10 protein-coding genes and 1 pseudogene are annotated in these 16344 nt (G+C 41.8%); 7 read left to right on the top strand and 4 right to left on the bottom strand.

From position 1 onward, the window contains the following. Nucleotides 1-92 precede the first annotated feature (92 nt). Nucleotides 93-1091, top strand: a complete 999-nt coding sequence (locus tag NXV01_RS19740) for an MBL fold metallo-hydrolase (RefSeq protein WP_217722149.1) — start codon at nucleotides 93-95, stop codon at nucleotides 1089-1091. A gap of 24 nt (nucleotides 1092-1115) precedes the next feature. Then, nucleotides 1116-1622: a flavin reductase family protein gene (locus NXV01_RS19735; protein ID WP_029425934.1), complete on the top strand. Its 507-nt coding sequence runs from the start codon at nucleotides 1116-1118 to the stop codon at nucleotides 1620-1622. 99 nt (nucleotides 1623-1721) lie between these two features. On the opposite strand, the gene NXV01_RS19730 is transcribed toward NXV01_RS19735, so the two are convergent. The 4 genes and pseudogenes from NXV01_RS19730 to NXV01_RS19715 form a co-directional block, all read right to left on the bottom strand. Continuing rightward, the gene (locus NXV01_RS19730; RefSeq protein ID WP_259023113.1) at nucleotides 1722-3824 is read right to left on the bottom strand and encodes a S9 family peptidase; all 2103 of its coding nucleotides are present in this window, start codon (nucleotides 3822-3824) and stop codon (nucleotides 1722-1724) included. Between the two features lie 48 nt (nucleotides 3825-3872). Beyond that, on the bottom strand, nucleotides 3873-5204 hold the full coding sequence (bexA, locus tag NXV01_RS19725) for a multidrug efflux MATE transporter BexA (protein WP_234133521.1): 1332 nt from the start codon (nucleotides 5202-5204) through the stop codon (nucleotides 3873-3875). A gap of 84 nt (nucleotides 5205-5288) precedes the next feature. Then, on the bottom strand, nucleotides 5289-7142 hold the full coding sequence (gene yidC, locus NXV01_RS19720) for a membrane protein insertase YidC (protein WP_259023112.1): 1854 nt from the start codon (nucleotides 7140-7142) through the stop codon (nucleotides 5289-5291). Nucleotides 7143-7200: 58 nt separating this feature from the next. Then, nucleotides 7201-8827, bottom strand: a pseudogene (locus NXV01_RS19715) (CTP synthase). 188 nt (nucleotides 8828-9015) lie between these two features. Between NXV01_RS19715 and NXV01_RS19710 the strand changes: the two are divergent. The 5 genes from NXV01_RS19710 to NXV01_RS19690 all read left to right on the top strand — a co-directional run bounded on the left by NXV01_RS19710 (nucleotide 9016) and on the right by NXV01_RS19690 (nucleotide 16325). Continuing rightward, the gene (locus NXV01_RS19710) at nucleotides 9016-10524 is read left to right on the top strand and encodes a DUF3078 domain-containing protein (RefSeq protein WP_148367457.1); all 1509 of its coding nucleotides are present in this window, start codon (nucleotides 9016-9018) and stop codon (nucleotides 10522-10524) included. 121 nt (nucleotides 10525-10645) lie between these two features. Beyond that, the gene (locus tag NXV01_RS19705) at nucleotides 10646-11851 is read left to right on the top strand and encodes a site-specific integrase (protein ID WP_217722126.1); all 1206 of its coding nucleotides are present in this window, start codon (nucleotides 10646-10648) and stop codon (nucleotides 11849-11851) included. A 419-nt stretch (nucleotides 11852-12270) separates the two neighbouring features. Continuing rightward, nucleotides 12271-12855, top strand: coding sequence for a DUF3575 domain-containing protein (locus NXV01_RS19700; protein ID WP_217722194.1), 585 nt, complete (start codon nucleotides 12271-12273; stop codon nucleotides 12853-12855). 12 nt (nucleotides 12856-12867) lie between these two features. Continuing rightward, on the top strand, nucleotides 12868-14292 hold the full coding sequence (locus NXV01_RS19695) for a M48 family metallopeptidase (RefSeq protein ID WP_259023111.1): 1425 nt from the start codon (nucleotides 12868-12870) through the stop codon (nucleotides 14290-14292). 122 nt (nucleotides 14293-14414) lie between these two features. Continuing rightward, a complete protein-coding gene (locus tag NXV01_RS19690; protein ID WP_259023110.1) occupies nucleotides 14415-16325 on the top strand; it encodes an Mfa1 family fimbria major subunit in 1911 nt (636 codons plus the stop codon). Nucleotides 16326-16344: the final 19 nt, after the last annotated feature.

The raw sequence follows: 16344 nt of genomic DNA, 5'->3' as shown, positions 1-16344 counted from the left end.
AGTGTGTCCGGGGTACATTTTTTGTTTACTCTAATTCATCGTAAATCGAGAAATTATTAGTAAGTTTGTAAATACGTATTCAGGAAATAAAAATGGGTGAACATATATGTTTTAGGAGAAACGAACGTTTAGCGACAGTCAACCCTTATTGGAGAGGAAATCCGATGGTGCGCGGGCGTTTTTTTAATCGGCAGCATCGCTTCCGTCCGGGGATGGGGAGTGTACTGAAATGGCGTCTTTCGCCCAACCCCCAACGCAAGGAGAAGAAAACGGTGAAATGGGATCCGAAAGTTTGTTATCTCCGTTCATTGGATGCGGTGGTAGGAGATTCCCTGATATGGCTCGGACATAATTCTTTCTTTCTGCAATTAGCAGGTAAACGAATCATGTTCGATCCTGTGTTCGGAAGTATTCCTTTTGTGAAGAGGCAGAGCGAGTTTCCCGCTAATCCTGACATATTTACAGGGATTGATTATCTACTTGTCAGCCATGACCATTTCGATCATCTGGACAAGCAGAGTATAGCCCGCCTATTGAGGAATAACCCGCAAATGAAACTCTTTTGTGGATTGGGAACCGGTGAACTGATTCAGGGATGGTTTCCTGAAATGAGGGTGATTGAAGCCGGATGGTATCAACAAATGGAAGATGAGGGATTGAAGATTACTTTTCTACCGGCACAACACTGGAGCAAACGTTCCGTACGCGATGGCGGCCAGCGACTGTGGGGAGCCTTCATGCTGCAAGGAGATGGAATCTCCCTTTATTATAGTGGTGACACTGGTTATTCCAGCCACTTTCGTGAGATTCCCGATCTGTTCGGAGCACCGGATTACGCTTTGTTGGGTATCGGGGCATATAAACCTCGCTGGTTTATGCGTCCCAATCATATATCGCCTCATGAGTCTTTGACTGCTGCCGAAGAAATGCATGCAGGACTTACTATCCCCATGCATTATGGCACATTCGATTTGTCTGACGAGCCTTTGCATGATCCCCCGAAAGTCTTTGCAACAGAAGCAAAGAAACGGAAGATCTCTGTGGAAATTCCTTATTTGGGAGAGATCGTGAAATTGAGGAAACAGAAATAAGAATATTTAGATACGAATAAAGAGATGAAGAAATTAGAAGTAAAAGATCTGAAAGAAAACTTTTTCGAAGCAATCGGAAAAGAGTGGATGCTCGTAACGGCGGGAACAAAAGAGAAGTTTAACACCATGACAGCAAGTTGGGGTGGCATCGGCTGGTTGTGGAATAAACCGGTTGCTTTCGTTTTTATCCGTCCCGAACGGTATACATACGAGTTTGTAGAGGAGAACGATCACCTGACACTTTCTTTCTTAGGAGAAGAAAATAAGAAGATTCATGCGGTTTGTGGTTCCAAGTCGGGACGTAATATAGATAAAGTAAAAGAAACCGGATTGAAACCTGTATTTACAGAAAAAGGTAATGTCCTGTTCGAACAGGCACGTTTGAGCTTGGAATGTAAGAAACTTTATGCTGACGCTATCAAACCGGAATGTTTTCTGGATAAAGAATCAATAGAAAAGTGGTATGGTGGTGCTCATGGAGGTTTCCATAAGATGTATATTGTAGAAATTGAAAATATTTACTCAAGGTAAAATTTAGCGGATTTTGGTTGAATGTAATGGAGAAGGCTCTGAACTCAAGTAGATTGAGAACAGAGCCTTCTTTTTACTTTATAGGAATATGTACCGTTTTTATTTGGACGGCGCTTTCTTTACCCATTTATCCAACCACTCAAAGAATGTGCGTTGCCATAAAACTCCATTCTGTGGCTTCAATACCCAGTGGTTTTCATCCGGATAAATCAGCAACTCTGCGGGAACACCACGCATCACGGCAGCATCAAAAGCAGCCATTGCCTGATTAGCCAGAATACGGTAGTCTTTTTCTCCATGAATACAGAGAATAGGAGTATCCCATTTCTCTACGAATAGGTGAGGAGAGTTGGCGAATGTACGCTGTGCCACCGGATTCTGTTTTTCCCAGTATGCGCCTCCCATATCCCAGTTGGCGAACCATTTTTCTTCAGTTTCCAGATACTGCATTTCCATGTTGAAGATACCATCATGAGCAATGAACGCTTTGAACCGTTTGTCGTGATGTCCGGCCAACCAATATACGGAGAATCCTCCGAAACTGGCACCTACACATCCCAGACGATCTTTGTCCACATACGGCTCTTTTGTCATTTCATCAATAGCAGTGAAGTAATCCTTCATACACTGGCCACCGTAATCGCCGCTGATCTGTTCGTTCCATTCCACGCCAAATCCCGGCAAACCGCGACGGTTCGGAGCAACGATGATATAATCATTAGCTGCCATAATCTGGAAGTTCCAGCGATAAGACCAGAACTGGCTTACCGGACTCTGCGGACCTCCTTCACAGAACAGCAAAGTCGGATATTTCTTGTTCGGATCAAACTGTGGAGGATAAATCACCCATGTCAACATCTGTTTGCCATCTGTTGTTTTCATCCAGCGACCTTCCACTTTGCCCATTTCCAGCTGGTCATAGATTTGTTTATTTTCCTGTGTCAGTTGAGTGGTAGAACCATCCAGTGCCACAGAGTAAATCTCATCACCCATACTCATTGAATGACGTTTCGCAATCAGCTTATCTCCGAAAAGAGCTACCCCTTCGTAATCGTACATTCCTGAAGTAATAGCCTTTACCGAATCATTTGTCAGGTCAAGCGCATAAATCTGCGACTCTCCATGCCATACACCTGTGAAATAGATCACTTTTGCATCTGCTCCCCAGACAAAAGCATCTACATTCGATTCGAATGCCTTGCTCACAAAACGCTTCTCGCCGGTTTCCAGGTTCATGATGAACAGACGGTTCAGATCCGCTTCGTATCCGTCACGTTCCATGCTCTGCCAGGCAATATACTTGCCGTCCGGTGAGTATTGCGGATTGGTATCATATCCTTTATTCTCTTCAGTAATATTTTCCGTTTTCTTGGTGTTCAGGTCATATACATAAATATCCGAATTGGTAGAAATCGCATATTCCAGTCCCGTCTTTTTGCGGCAAGTATAAGCCACTTTGTCCGAGGTTGTATTCCAGGCAAGTTGTTCGATGCCACCCCAAGGCTTCATCGGACTTTCATACGGTTCGCCGTTCAGGATATCCACGATATTGGAAATACCGTTACCATCAAAGTCAGCAATGAAAGGATGCGGAGCGGTCGTCACCCATTCATCCCAATGCTTGTACATCAGGTCGGTAACGATGATACCGGTGGCTTTCGGCAGGTCCGGATACTTATCAGCGGTGCTTTCTTTCGTCTTTACTTGTGAAATAAATAGCAGTTTTTTGCCATCCGGTGAGATGGAATATCCTTCGATATCTCCGTCGTAGCTGGTCAGCTGCTTGCGTCCGCTACCATCCGGATTCATTTCATAAAGCTGGCTGCTTCCGTTGTCATTGCTTAAGAATGCAAGTTTGGTGCCTCCCTTAATCCAAGTCACCTCATTTTCCTGATACGGGGTACGAGTGATTTGCTGGTTTTCGCTTCCGTCTGCGTTCATCACGAAAACTTCGCGGTTACTCTTGTTTTCCGGTACGCTGTAATACGCTACCGTATACGCAATTTTCTTTCCGTCGGGCGATACGGCGAATCCGCCGATACGTCCCATAGCCCAAAGTGCTTCGGGAGTCATGCGCTTCCCTTCGATCTTTATGTCCGATTTCTCGATAAGCACCTGATCTGTCTTGCCTGCGTCTTTGGTTCCTCCGCAGGCAGCTAATAACATTGCTGCCGACATCATAAATAAATTAGCTTGTCTCATATATTTTATAAAATGTTTATTTTCTTGCGAAGATAGTGAAAAAAGGATTTAAATCTTCTTTTTCTGCCAGTTTCCTTTCTTCATGTACCAGTAGCAGAATATCAGTATAAAAGTACCGTACACACATTCCGTCGTCCATGCAAATGCGATATCCATTCGTAGGTGCAGGATAAAATATGCAGAATATGCCACATAAATAACCAATACACAAAGTTCCATAGCCAGTGCTGTTCGAGTATTTCCTGTACCTGATACCGACTGGAAATAAACATTGGCAGGCACCAACACCAGGTAAGCGGAACACAATACCCATAGTGAAGATACGGATGCAGCCCTTAAATCCGGCATATCCGTATAGATACGCAGAATCAGATCCGGGAACAGGCAGAAGAATACCAGAATCGGCAATACAAATAGATATCCGATCCGAATGTGCTGCCTGATAGTTCCCCGTACACAATCCTGTTCGCCTGCACCGATCAGGTTACTTACCAGTGAGCCACAAGTAGCTGCAAATGCCATCGCAATCATGAACGGGATACCCGACACGTTACGGATAATGTTGGCGATTGCCAGAGAACGTTCTCCCAAATGTTCCACGAACAGAAAGAACATAAACCAGGTAGATAAGGAAACAAAGTTCTGAATCATGGTCCATACGGAGACGTTCAGTATTCGTTTCAATGTTTTCCCTTGGAATTTGGGCAGTATATTCAATGCATACTTCTTGCAGTCAATCCGTTTCCACGTATAGATAATGAAGAAAATCACCGATACCATTTCGGCCAGTGAAGAACCGATGGCAGCACCGGCAATACCCAGTTGCGGGAAACCGAATTTACCGAAGATCAGGATATAGTTGAACACCACATTCGAAAGTACCATCACAATCGAGTTCAACGTCAATGTTTTGGTTTGTGTCGTGCCTACAAAGAAAGCGCGGAACATTACCATGACAAAGGAGAAGAAGAACCCATACACACGCCACTGAATATAACTTTCGGCTGCATCATAAATATGAGGAGACGAAATTATATTTTTGAGGATATGGGGTGAGAATACAATGGAGAGCGTAAATAAGATCACAGCCATTACAAGCAGGAAATAAACGCCCTGATAGAAAATCGGGCCGATTTCCTTGTAGTTTCCTTCTCCGTTGCGACGGGCTATTAATATCTGTGCACCGATGCTGAAACCGAATGCCATCATAAAGATGGCAAGATAATATACACCTGCAATAGCAGAAGCACCCAGCTCGATTTCACCTACACGTCCCAGAAAGGCCGTGTCCGTCATACCGATCATCTGCTCCATAATCAGGCTGATTAGGATAGGGTAGGCAATCGTCCAGATTTGTTTATACGAATATTTAGTTTTCATCCTATTTTATTTTTTAGAGAAAGAAAGCCGGGCAACCAAAATTGGGTGTCCGGCTTTCTTAGAATAGATTTCGGGAATTACTCCTTATTTTTTATTCTGTCTTTGCTGCTGCAATAGCTCTTGTTGCTTTTGCATCGCCTCCAGGCGAGCAGCAAATCCGGTCTTTTTCATTTGTTTCGGGTCTTTCTTTTTCGCTTCAAGAATAGACAATAATTTGACCTCGTCGGTCGTTCTACGAAGCAGAATCATAGTCCCCACACTAATCAGCGTTGACACGAAGTAGTAATAGTTCAAACCTGACGGATAGTCGTTCAAGACGAACAAGAACATAATCGGCATCAGATACATCATCCATTTCATAGCTGCCATTTGTGGCTGCGCTCCGGTATCCTGCATAGACATTGTGTACTTTGTGTTCAGGATATTGGTCACCGTCATCAGCAAGCAGAACAAGCTAAGATGGTTACCCAGGAACGGAATATGGAACGGGAACGTGATGAACGCATCATAAGTAGAAAGGTCGTCCGCCCACAAGAAGCTCTGTTGACGCAGCTCGATAGCACTCGGCACGAACATAAACAAAGCCATCAGGATAGGGAACTGCAATAACATCGGCAGACAGCCGCCCATCGGGCTTACCCCGTACTGGCTGTAAAGGCCCATCACCTCCTGCTGTTTCTTCATTGCATCTTCCTGCTTCGGGTATTTCTTGTTGATTTCGTCAATTTTCGGTTTCAATACACGCATCTTGGCAGAAGACATATATGTTTTCCAGGTAGCCGGATAAACCAGCACTTTTACCATAATAGTCAGAATCAACAGAACGATACCCATGCTCAATCCCCAACCGGACAACCAGTCGAATACGTTGATCGTGATAAACTGGTTAATCCAGCGAATCAACGGCCAACCCAAGTAAACGAGTCGGTGAAGCTCCCATTTCTCGTCACGGCCTTTATCCAACGCTTTCAACGTCTTGAAGTGGTTCGGACCGAAGTAGAAATACATCTCTGTCGGTTCCTTACCTGACGGATCAAAGAAAGTATTCATTTCAGCAGAATAATCTTTGATATATCCGCTTCCCTGTTGTTCCATTTTTGACTTAACGGAAACCTTGTCGAAATCCTGTTCAGCGATAAATACAGACGAGAAGAACTGATTCTTGAAAGCTACCCAATCAATGCGTCCCGGCAAATCCTGACTGTCATCTTTGGCAGCAGACAAGTTGTCTACATTGTCACCTGTTACTTTATAAGTCAGTTCCGACAGACGATTCTCATAAGTGAATCCTTTTTCCAGTTGGCGGGCACGTTGTGACCAGTCGATGTCCACATACTTAGTGCTTGCCAACTTGTTTTCCATGCCTGTCGCTTTGATTTCAAAGTTCATCAGGTAGCTATCCGGTTTCAGCGTATAGATGAAATCGATATAGCTTGCGCTATCCGCAGCCAGACGCATTGTAACACTACTGTCCGTCTTGTTCACCGCTTCAAAGAAATAATCTTTGGTCTGGATGGCTCCTGCTTTGTTGTAGAAGTTGAAGTTCATCGAAGCATCGTCACCGTCGAACAACATGACCGGCGTCTTTTTGTCCTGTGCCATATAATCTTTCAGCATGGCTGAATAGACGCGTCCGCCTTTGGTTGTGAAAGTGATTTCCGCTACATTATTCCGGATGCTGATTTTAGAGTCAGTTCCATGCAAGGCATTGAAAAACAAAGCAGAAGAATCGGTAGCCGTTGCCACCTCTTTTTGGCTGTTAGCCAGTGCAGCTTCCGTTTTAGCCTTCAACGCTTCCTCCTGCTGCTGTACCACGGCAATAGAATCGTAGTATTTCTTTTGTGCAGCTATCTGTTCCTCGCTTGGACGGCTCAAAAAACTGAATCCTACCAATAATATACCTATCAGAACGAGACCTGTGATGGTGTTTTTATCCATTCTTATTTTAATTACAAATTATATAAATTACAAACTACCGGTTGTTTACCACGTATCGTTAGCCGTTCACCGTTGCTTTTTCGTTTTCGATGGCAGCTTTCACAAAGGCGACGAACAACGGATGAGGGTTCAGTACCGTACTACCATATTCCGGATGGAACTGTGTGCCGACAAACCATTTCAAAGCCGGGATTTCAACAATTTCTACCAGATCCGATTCCGGGTTGATACCTACACATTTCATGCCGGCAGCTTCATATCGGTCTTTATAATCATTGTTGAACTCATAGCGATGACGGTGACGTTCTTGAATATGTTCCTGTCCGTAAGCCTGATATGCTTTAGAACCTTTCTGCAAAACACATTCGTAAGCACCCAGACGCATGGTACCACCCATGTTGGTGATTGCCTTCTGTTCTTCCATGATATCAATCACGTTATGCGGAGTTTTTTCATCCATTTCACGTGAGTTGGCATCAACGTATCCCAGTACGTTGCGGGCAAACTCGATAGCAATACATTGCATACCCAGACAAATACCGAAAGTCGGGATGTCATGTGTACGTGTATATTTGATAGCGACAAACTTGCCGTCGATACCCCGTTGACCGAATCCCGGACCAATCATTACACCCGCCATACCTTTCAGAGCTTCACATACATTTTCGTCTGTCAACTTCTCGCTGTTTACGAAATGAACTTCCACTTTGCGGTCATTGTACGTTCCTGCCTGTGATAAAGCCTCACGGATAGACTTATAAGCATCCTGCAAGTCATATTTTCCAACCAGTGCAATATTGATCGGATCTTTTGTCTCTGCGGCGTGACGGCGTTCCAGGAACTTACGCCATGGGCCGAGTCCCGGAGTTTCTCCTACCGGCAGTCCCATCTTTTCGAGGATAGTGCTGTCCAGTCCTTGTGCCTGCATCAGGATAGGTACTTCGTAGATTGTTTCCGCGTCGATAGACTGCACAACAGCCTTATCGTCTACATTACAGAATTGTGCCACTTTCTTACGCAATCCGTCACTTAGCGGATGCTCGGCACGCAGAACCAGTACATCCGGCTGAATACCCACACTTTGGAGTTCCTTTACAGAATGTTGCGTCGGTTTTGTTTTCAATTCTCCGGCAGCAGCAAGATAAGGAACATAAGTCAAGTGTACGCAAAGAGCGTTCTTACCGAGTTCCCATTTCAACTGACGGATACTTTCGAGGTAGGGGGAGTGATTCGATGTCACCTACCGTACCACCGATTTCAGTAATCACAAAATCAAACTTGTATTTATTACCAAGCAGTTTAACATTCCGTTTGATCTCGTCTGTGATGTGAGGAATCACTTGGATGGTTTTACCCAGATAGTCTCCACGGCGTTCCTTGTCAATGACGCTCTTGTAGATACGTCCCGTAGTAATGTTGTTCGCCTTTGTCGTTTGTATTCCCAGGAATCTCTCATAGTGTCCCAGATCGAGGTCGGCTTCGTGTCCGTCTACGGTTACATAGCACTCCCCGTGCTCATAAGGATTTAATGTTCCCGGGTCGATGTTAATATACGGGTCAAACTTCTGGATGGTTACATTATAACCTCTTGCTTGCAGCAACTTACCGATGGATGATGAGATGATCCCTTTTCCTAAAGAAGAGGCAACACCACCGGTGACGAAAATATACTTTGTTTCTCCCACAGCTATAACTGTTTTAATAATTGTTACTTAGTAGTATTCTTACGAACTTAAAAAGCGCAAAATTATAAAAAAAAGGGGAAGATTGCAGACTTTCGTCTCTACAATTTTATTAAAAAATGCAATTTTGAAAGAATCCTATGATTTCTAAACAAAATAATGTAGCTTTGCAGCCTAAACCATAGACAAATATGATGAGAATTACTACTTTATGTTCAGCGTTTATCCTGTCAATCTTATCGTTATCGCTTTTTGCACAGGAGCCTGTCGAATCCGCTTCACTTCCGACTGACTCTCTGCAGCCTGCTCCTGCAGCGATCAAACCTGCCAAAACGGTTAAATCCTCAACAGTTGTGGCAAAAGCCAGAGTCGTGAGGGCAGATACCCTTTCTGCAGAACTTCAGAAATATTTGATGCTAAAACTTAATCTGTCTGGTCCGACTCCGAAACTGGATACCGTTTCTTATTTATATAATAAGTATGTTGCACAATTAGATTATTTGAACGACTTGTCCGTTCCGCCACGTTATATTCCGTCTGATCCCGATTATTTCCGCTTGTTTACACCTGTGGCGTATTATTATGCCCCGATGGCACAATATTCGAAATTGGAATGGAAACCCATACAATTGGATGCTACTCCTCAACTGACAACAGAACTTCTGCCATACGATACCTTGGCATTTACCAAAACCCAGCGTGCCGGTAAAATAGTGAACAGTGCGTTGATGGATCTGTATCTGGCACATCCGGATTTGGTTGTAACTACAGAAGATCGCATCATGAGCCGTGATGTGTTCCGTCACGATGTGAAGCCGAAAATATCTCCGAAAGCAACTGTTGTTCATCTGTTTCAACCGGAAAATATGGATGATAATGTAGGAAAGGCCAATATGAAGATTAGTCGACCTAACTGGTGGGTTACGGGAGGTAACGGGTCGTTGCAGATCAGCCAGAACCACCTGTCGGACAACTGGTATAAGGGAGGGGAAAGCAACTTTTCCGGATTAGCGACTTTTCAGGTTTTTGCCAACTATAATGACAATGAAAAAGTACTGTTTGAAAACCAGTTGGAAGCTAAAGTCGGTATGACTTCTACTCCGTCAGATGAATACCATAAATATCTTTTTAATACCGACCAATTTCGCTTGTATAATAAATTAGGTCTGAGAGCTTTCAAGAACTGGTATTATACCATTTCTTCCGAGTTCAAGACGCAGTTCTTTAATGGTTATAAAGCTAATAGTGAAGAATTGGTTTCGGCTTTCATGTCTCCGGCAGATTTGGCGGTCAGTGTCGGTATGGACTACAAACTGACTAAGAAGAAATTTAATCTTTCCGTGTTTATGGCACCGTTAACTTATAATTTACGTTATATTGGTAGCTCGGAAGTGGATGAAACAAAATTCGGTTTGGACAAAGGCAAATGTTCTAAAAATGACTTCGGTTCCCAGCTGCAATCGACATTCAACTGGACCATCATCTCTGCAGTGACTTTAGAATCCCGTCTCAATTGTCTGACCAACTACCATTGGGCACGTATAGAGTGGGAGAATACATTCAATTTTGTGTTGAACCGTTATCTTTCTACTAAGCTCTATATACATACCCGTTTTGACGACAGTTCGAAACCGACTGAAGGAGACAGCTTCTTCCAGTTGAAAGAATTGCTTAGTTTCGGTATTAATTATAAGTGGTAAGAAATTTAAAGTTTCCCCAAAGAAATAAAAGAGGCTGTTTAACAATAAAATGTTATTCAGTCTCTTTTTTTGATCCATATATTTGTTATATCACTAATTTATAATTCAAAATATAACTTATATGGCAACAGTAAAAGTGAAATTTCGTCCTTCTTCAGTTTGTAAAAAAGAGGGGACTTTATTTTATCAAGTGACTCATAATAGAGTCGTGAAGCGGATAAGCACGTGTTACAAGATTTTCCCGTCGGAATGGGATAACCGGTTTTCTTCGGTTATTACCTTCACTGATAACGAAGTTCGTGCACGTCATCTTGTTACATTAAGAAAATGCATTTTAGAAGATCAATCCCGGCTTAAAGAAATTATTCGACGGTTTGAGCGGTCGGCGGATACTTTTACGTCAGACGATGTAGTGAAAGCCTATAAAGTACCTCTTGTTGACGGTTTCCTGTCATTTGGGCGGAATCTTATTGTGCAGTTGGAGCAAATAGGTAAAGAACGTACCGCTGAAACCTATAGGGCAACCTTAAATAGTTTCGAACGTTTCATGGGAAGCCGTGGTGATATTCTTATTGAAGGAGTGGATTCTGCTTTTATGGTTGAGTATGAAACATTTTTAAAATCAACTGGAGTATGCCCCAACAGTTCTTCGTATTATATGAGAAATTTGCGTGCGATATATAACCGTGCTGTTGACAAGGGGTTGACGGTACAGCGTAGTCCGTTCAAACATGTGTATACTGGGATTGACAAGACAATGAAGCGTGCTGTGTCAATGACAGTTATTCGCCAGATAAGAGATCTGGAACTGGGATTTTCATCTTCAATGGAGTATGCTCGGGATATCTTTATGTTTTCGTTTTATACTCGTGGAATGTCGTTTATAGATATAGCATTCCTTAAAAAGAAAGATATTCAGAATGGCATCTTGTCATATCGGCGTCACAAGACGAATCAGCAGCTTTTTATCAAATGGGAAAAGCCTATGCAAGAAATCGTTAACAAGTATAATACGGTAGATACGCCTTATCTGTTACCGATAATAAAAGATATAGGTAAAAATGAAAGGCGGCAATATATAAATGCGGCACATTTGATAAACAGGAAATTAAAAATGATTGGAGAACTGTTGAATTTGAATGTGACACTGACAACATACGTTGCCCGCCATGCTTGGGCCAGTATAGCCCGAAGCAAAAATATTTCTATTTCTGTTATTAGCGAGGCTATGGGACACGACTCGGAGAATACTACAAAAATTTATCTTGCATCATTGGATACTTCAGCTGTGGATAATGCTAATAATCTTATTATCAATTCCTTATAATGATAAAAAAGAAATGAGCGTATATTATTGAGCCGGTACTTTTCTTATCAAGAAAAGTATTAATTTGATGCAAAATTATAAAAAAACGGCCATACAGCATTATATCCAACAACTTTTTTTATTCTGTAACAAAAAATATTAGCATTTTTTGTAAAATGTTAATTGAAAAAGCACTTTAATATAATCCAAAAGTATCAGTATCAGACAGTATTGTTGTCGGTACTTTTCTTGATAAGAGAAGTATTGGATTAAGCCATAAAGCAAATAGAATTGGGGTATAAACATATTTGCAGGGGAAATAAAGATCAAGATATATTTTTAGAATATCAGTAAATGCTAATTTGTTTATTGCTGTTTGTTTGGGGTAATGCTTAAAGAGAAATAGTAACAATTATTTGGCATAGGAACACACATAAATGATGAAACTAAGGATTCTTTTTCTGATAGTAGCCATGAATGGCGTGGCTTATACAATTAATGCGCAGAAAGTGGCGCTAAAGACCAATATCCTGTCCGATGTTTTCATGAATGTAAATACCGGTTTAGAGGTAGGACTTGCACCTCGGTGGACATTGGATATTTCCGGAGATTTCAACGCATGGACCTTATCGCATAATCGCCGGTGGAAACACTGGGCGGTACAACCTGAAGCACGCTATTGGTTTTGCGATCGCTTTGCAGGTCATTTTGTCGGAGCTCATCTCCACGGTGGACAATATAATATAGGTGGTATTGACACTGATTTCAAATTACTGGGCACAGATTTTTCAACTCTTAAGGACACCCGCTATCAAGGATGGTTTGTTGGCGGCGGTGTTGCTTATGGTTATGCTTGGATCTTGGGGCGTCATTGGAATATCGAGGCTGAAATAGGTGTCGGTTATTCCTATACCCGATATGACCGTTTCAGGTGCGCCGGGTGTGGAAAGAAAGTGGAGGAGAGCAAGCCGCATAACTATTTTGGTCTCACTAAAGCGGCAGTGAATTTAGTTTATTTATTCTAAAAGCGTTTAGTTATGAAACGAACTATTTTTATTATAACAGCATTGCTGGGAGCTGGCTGTATGCTGAATGCCCAGCAAACAATTGGAGTGACAACAGATAACCTTAAAATTGAACGGAACGGTGAATATATAGTAGTCGATATGAATATGGGGCTGTCTCCTCTTGATGTGGAGAGCAATAGAGCAGTGCTGCTCACTCCTCGCTTTGTGTGCGCTACGGACACGTTGGAGCTTCCTTCGGTAGGAGTTTATGGGCGTCGTCGTTATTATTATTATGTGCGTAATGGTGAAAGTATGCTCTCCGGCAAAAAAGAGATGACATTCAAAGCACATTCCAGACCAGAAGATGTGGCGTATCATGCTATTATTCCTTATTACAAATGGATGAACGGTTCTGCACTGGAACTGTATCGTAGTGATTACGGATGTTGTAGCACACTATTAGCGGAATGTATCGAGCCGTTGGGCGGATATGCCGAAATAGAACCGCTTTCTCCACAGTTGCTCTATGTATACCCACAGGCAGAAACAGTCAAAAGTCGTTCGCTTTCCGGTTCGGCTTTTATCGATTTCCCGGTCGACAAGACGGTTATATATCCCGAATATCGTCGGAATACTTCCGAGTTGGGTAAAATTCAAGCTTCTATTGACTCTGTCCGTAATGATAAAGATATAATCATCACTTCGGTATGGCTTAAAGGTTACGCTTCACCTGAAAGTCCATACTCCCATAACCGTGATTTGGCGATAGGTCGTACAGCGGCATTGAAAAGTTACATCAATCAACTGTACCATTTCAGGGATAGTGTAATAACTACCGCCTATGAACCGGAAGATTGGGGAGGATTGCGCCGGTATGTTGAGAAAACGAACCTTACACATCGTACGGAAATATTGGCAATGATTGACAGTGACATGGAACCGGATGCTAAGGAAGCAAAAATCAAGCGGACTTATCCGGAAGAATACCGTTTCTTGTTACAAAACTGTTATCCGGCTTTACGCCACACTGACTATCGCATAGATTACATTATCCGCAGCTTCAGTGATGTAGAAGAAATCAAACGTATTATGCGGACACAACCGCAAAAACTTAGTCTTAATGAGTTCTATCTCGTGGCGCGGACATACGAACCGGGAAGCGCAGAGTTTAATGAGGTGTTCGAAACGGCCGTGAGAATGTATCCCGATGATGAGATTGCCAATTTGAATGCTGCAAACTCTGCTATGCAGCGTAAGGATTTTGAAAGCGCAGAGCGTTATCTTTCCAAAGCGGGAGATTCGTCACAGGCGGTATACGCTCGTGGGGTATATGCCTTTGGAGTAGGGAAGTATGATGATGCTCGAAGGTTCCTGAATGATGCGAAGGCGATGGGAGTAGAGGAAGCGGAGATAATTCTTATTGAGATAGATAAAATAGAGAAAGCAAAAAAATAAATTAATTCATTAACATTATTATAAAAAGGAAGCTGCCGAGATTAATAAGGTTAGCTGATTGGATTAAAATCAAGAGATTAGAAGATAGATTTATAATAACTATTAATTTTTTAATTATGAAAATGAAGAAGATTATTTGGGGAATTTTTGCATGTATGGCATTATGTGCATGTTCCGATGAAAGTAAAGATGTGACGGATGGCAAGGGTGACAATGCTGTTCTTTTTCCTAATGGAGAAGCATATATCAACGTGAAAATTTCGGAAGCGGGTGCTTTGACGAGAGCTACGACTAAAGATGATGCGCCAGGTTTTGAATTTGCTGATAAGAATACGAAAGAAGGCGAAGTGAAGAATGCCAAATTCTATTTTTATGATGCAACGGGTGCTTTTGTTTTGAAAAATGATGTATGGGATGGCGGAAATATTCATGATCCAAATCCGGATAACATTGAATTTGATGGTAAGACAGTTGTTGTTTTGCGTGGTCTTACAGAAACAAATTTTCCGAAATATATGCTTACTGTATTGAATGCACCTGATAATTTTGAGGCAGGAGCTACATTGGACGAAGCACAGAAGAATTTGATGGCTTTGAACAGTGATGTGGAAGGCGTTTATAAAAATGGTGAAAATTTTGTTATGAGTACGACAAGTTACGTCAGAGAAGATGGTACTCCATACTATTGTGTAACAGTTTTGTCTACAGAAAATTTTGCTAAGTCTACGGAGCAGTTGAAAGAGACTCAAATTGTGAAAGTTTACGTAGAACGTTTGGCTGCAAAAGTTGCTTTGAAAACAACGCTTGAAAAAGCTTCCTCATATACGAAAGGGGAAGAGGAAGTGCCTCTCTACAAATTGAATGTTTCTATCGCAGGTGAAGAAAATAATGAGGGAGAAGTTGTATTCCCAAGTACAGGTGAGGGTACAACTGGCGATAAAATTCAAGCTGGGGCAACTGATATTTATGTAGAATTTGTTGGTTGGGGCTTGAATGCTACAGCAAAAGATTCTTATTTGCTGAAAGGTATCAACACAGCATGGCAGAGTACAAATCTAGGAGATAAGACAACTTTTGTAGGGTTCGATTGGGATGCGAGCAAATATTTCCGTAGCTATTGGGGTACGTCGTTTGCCTATGGTCATGAGATTTCAGCACAGTCTGCCGAAGACGTTGCAGCAGGTGAAGTAATAGATAAAGATGGCAATAAGGTATTTCATAATTCAAATAACTCAAAGTATTTGAACTACATCTCTGCAAACAATTGTAATGGAGTAATTGGTGCCGATGTTGCTTATTGTGCTGAAAATACAAATACGGCTGCTTATGCTGTATCTCGTGCAGCTCGTACAAGTGTAATTTTGGTGGCTCGTATTTGTGATAAGGACGGTAATGATTTAAGTGATGATTTAGTTCGTTTTAACGGTCTGCTTTATTTGAGAAAATCATATCTCAATTATGTACTTAATACACAAAAAATTAATTTGTATTATAAAGTTGATGGTGTAGATGAGAGTGCTACTGACGATGAAAAATACAAGCAAATCAATGATACTTATGTAGAGTTGGTTAACATGGGTGATGGTAAGGTAAAAGTAGCGCTTACTAAGGAAACAGAAGGTGCTATTACAACTCTTTATAAGAAGGATACGAATAAAAAAATGGTATCTGCTGAAGCGAGTGATATTGACGTTATAAATACAGCTTTATCATTTAAGAACTTTGAAAACCAAGATCCTGCAATTGGTTATAAAGGTGGTTTGATGTACTATAATATTCCTATTGAACACTTGAATAACGAAACTGAAACAATCGGAGATAAAGAAGTAAAAACATTCGAAGCTAATTACGGCGTTGTTCGTAATCACTACTACACACTTACAGTAAACAAATTGGAAAACTTAGGTAAGGGTGTTTATGATCCGGATGAAGTAATTGTTCCTAGTGAAGATGATGAAAAAGAAAACTACTATGTAGGTGCTACAATTAATATCCTTTCTTGGAAAGTTGTTAATCAGAATGTAGGTTTGTAATTTTTATTGCTAACACATA

Origin of the sequence: Bacteroides sp. BFG-606 (genome assembly GCF_024788145.1) — a bacterium.
GTDB lineage: Bacteria > Bacteroidota > Bacteroidia > Bacteroidales > Bacteroidaceae > Bacteroides > Bacteroides vicugnae.
The sequence above is the reverse complement of the archived record's forward strand: the minus strand, read 5'-3'. Positions and strand labels throughout refer to the sequence as shown.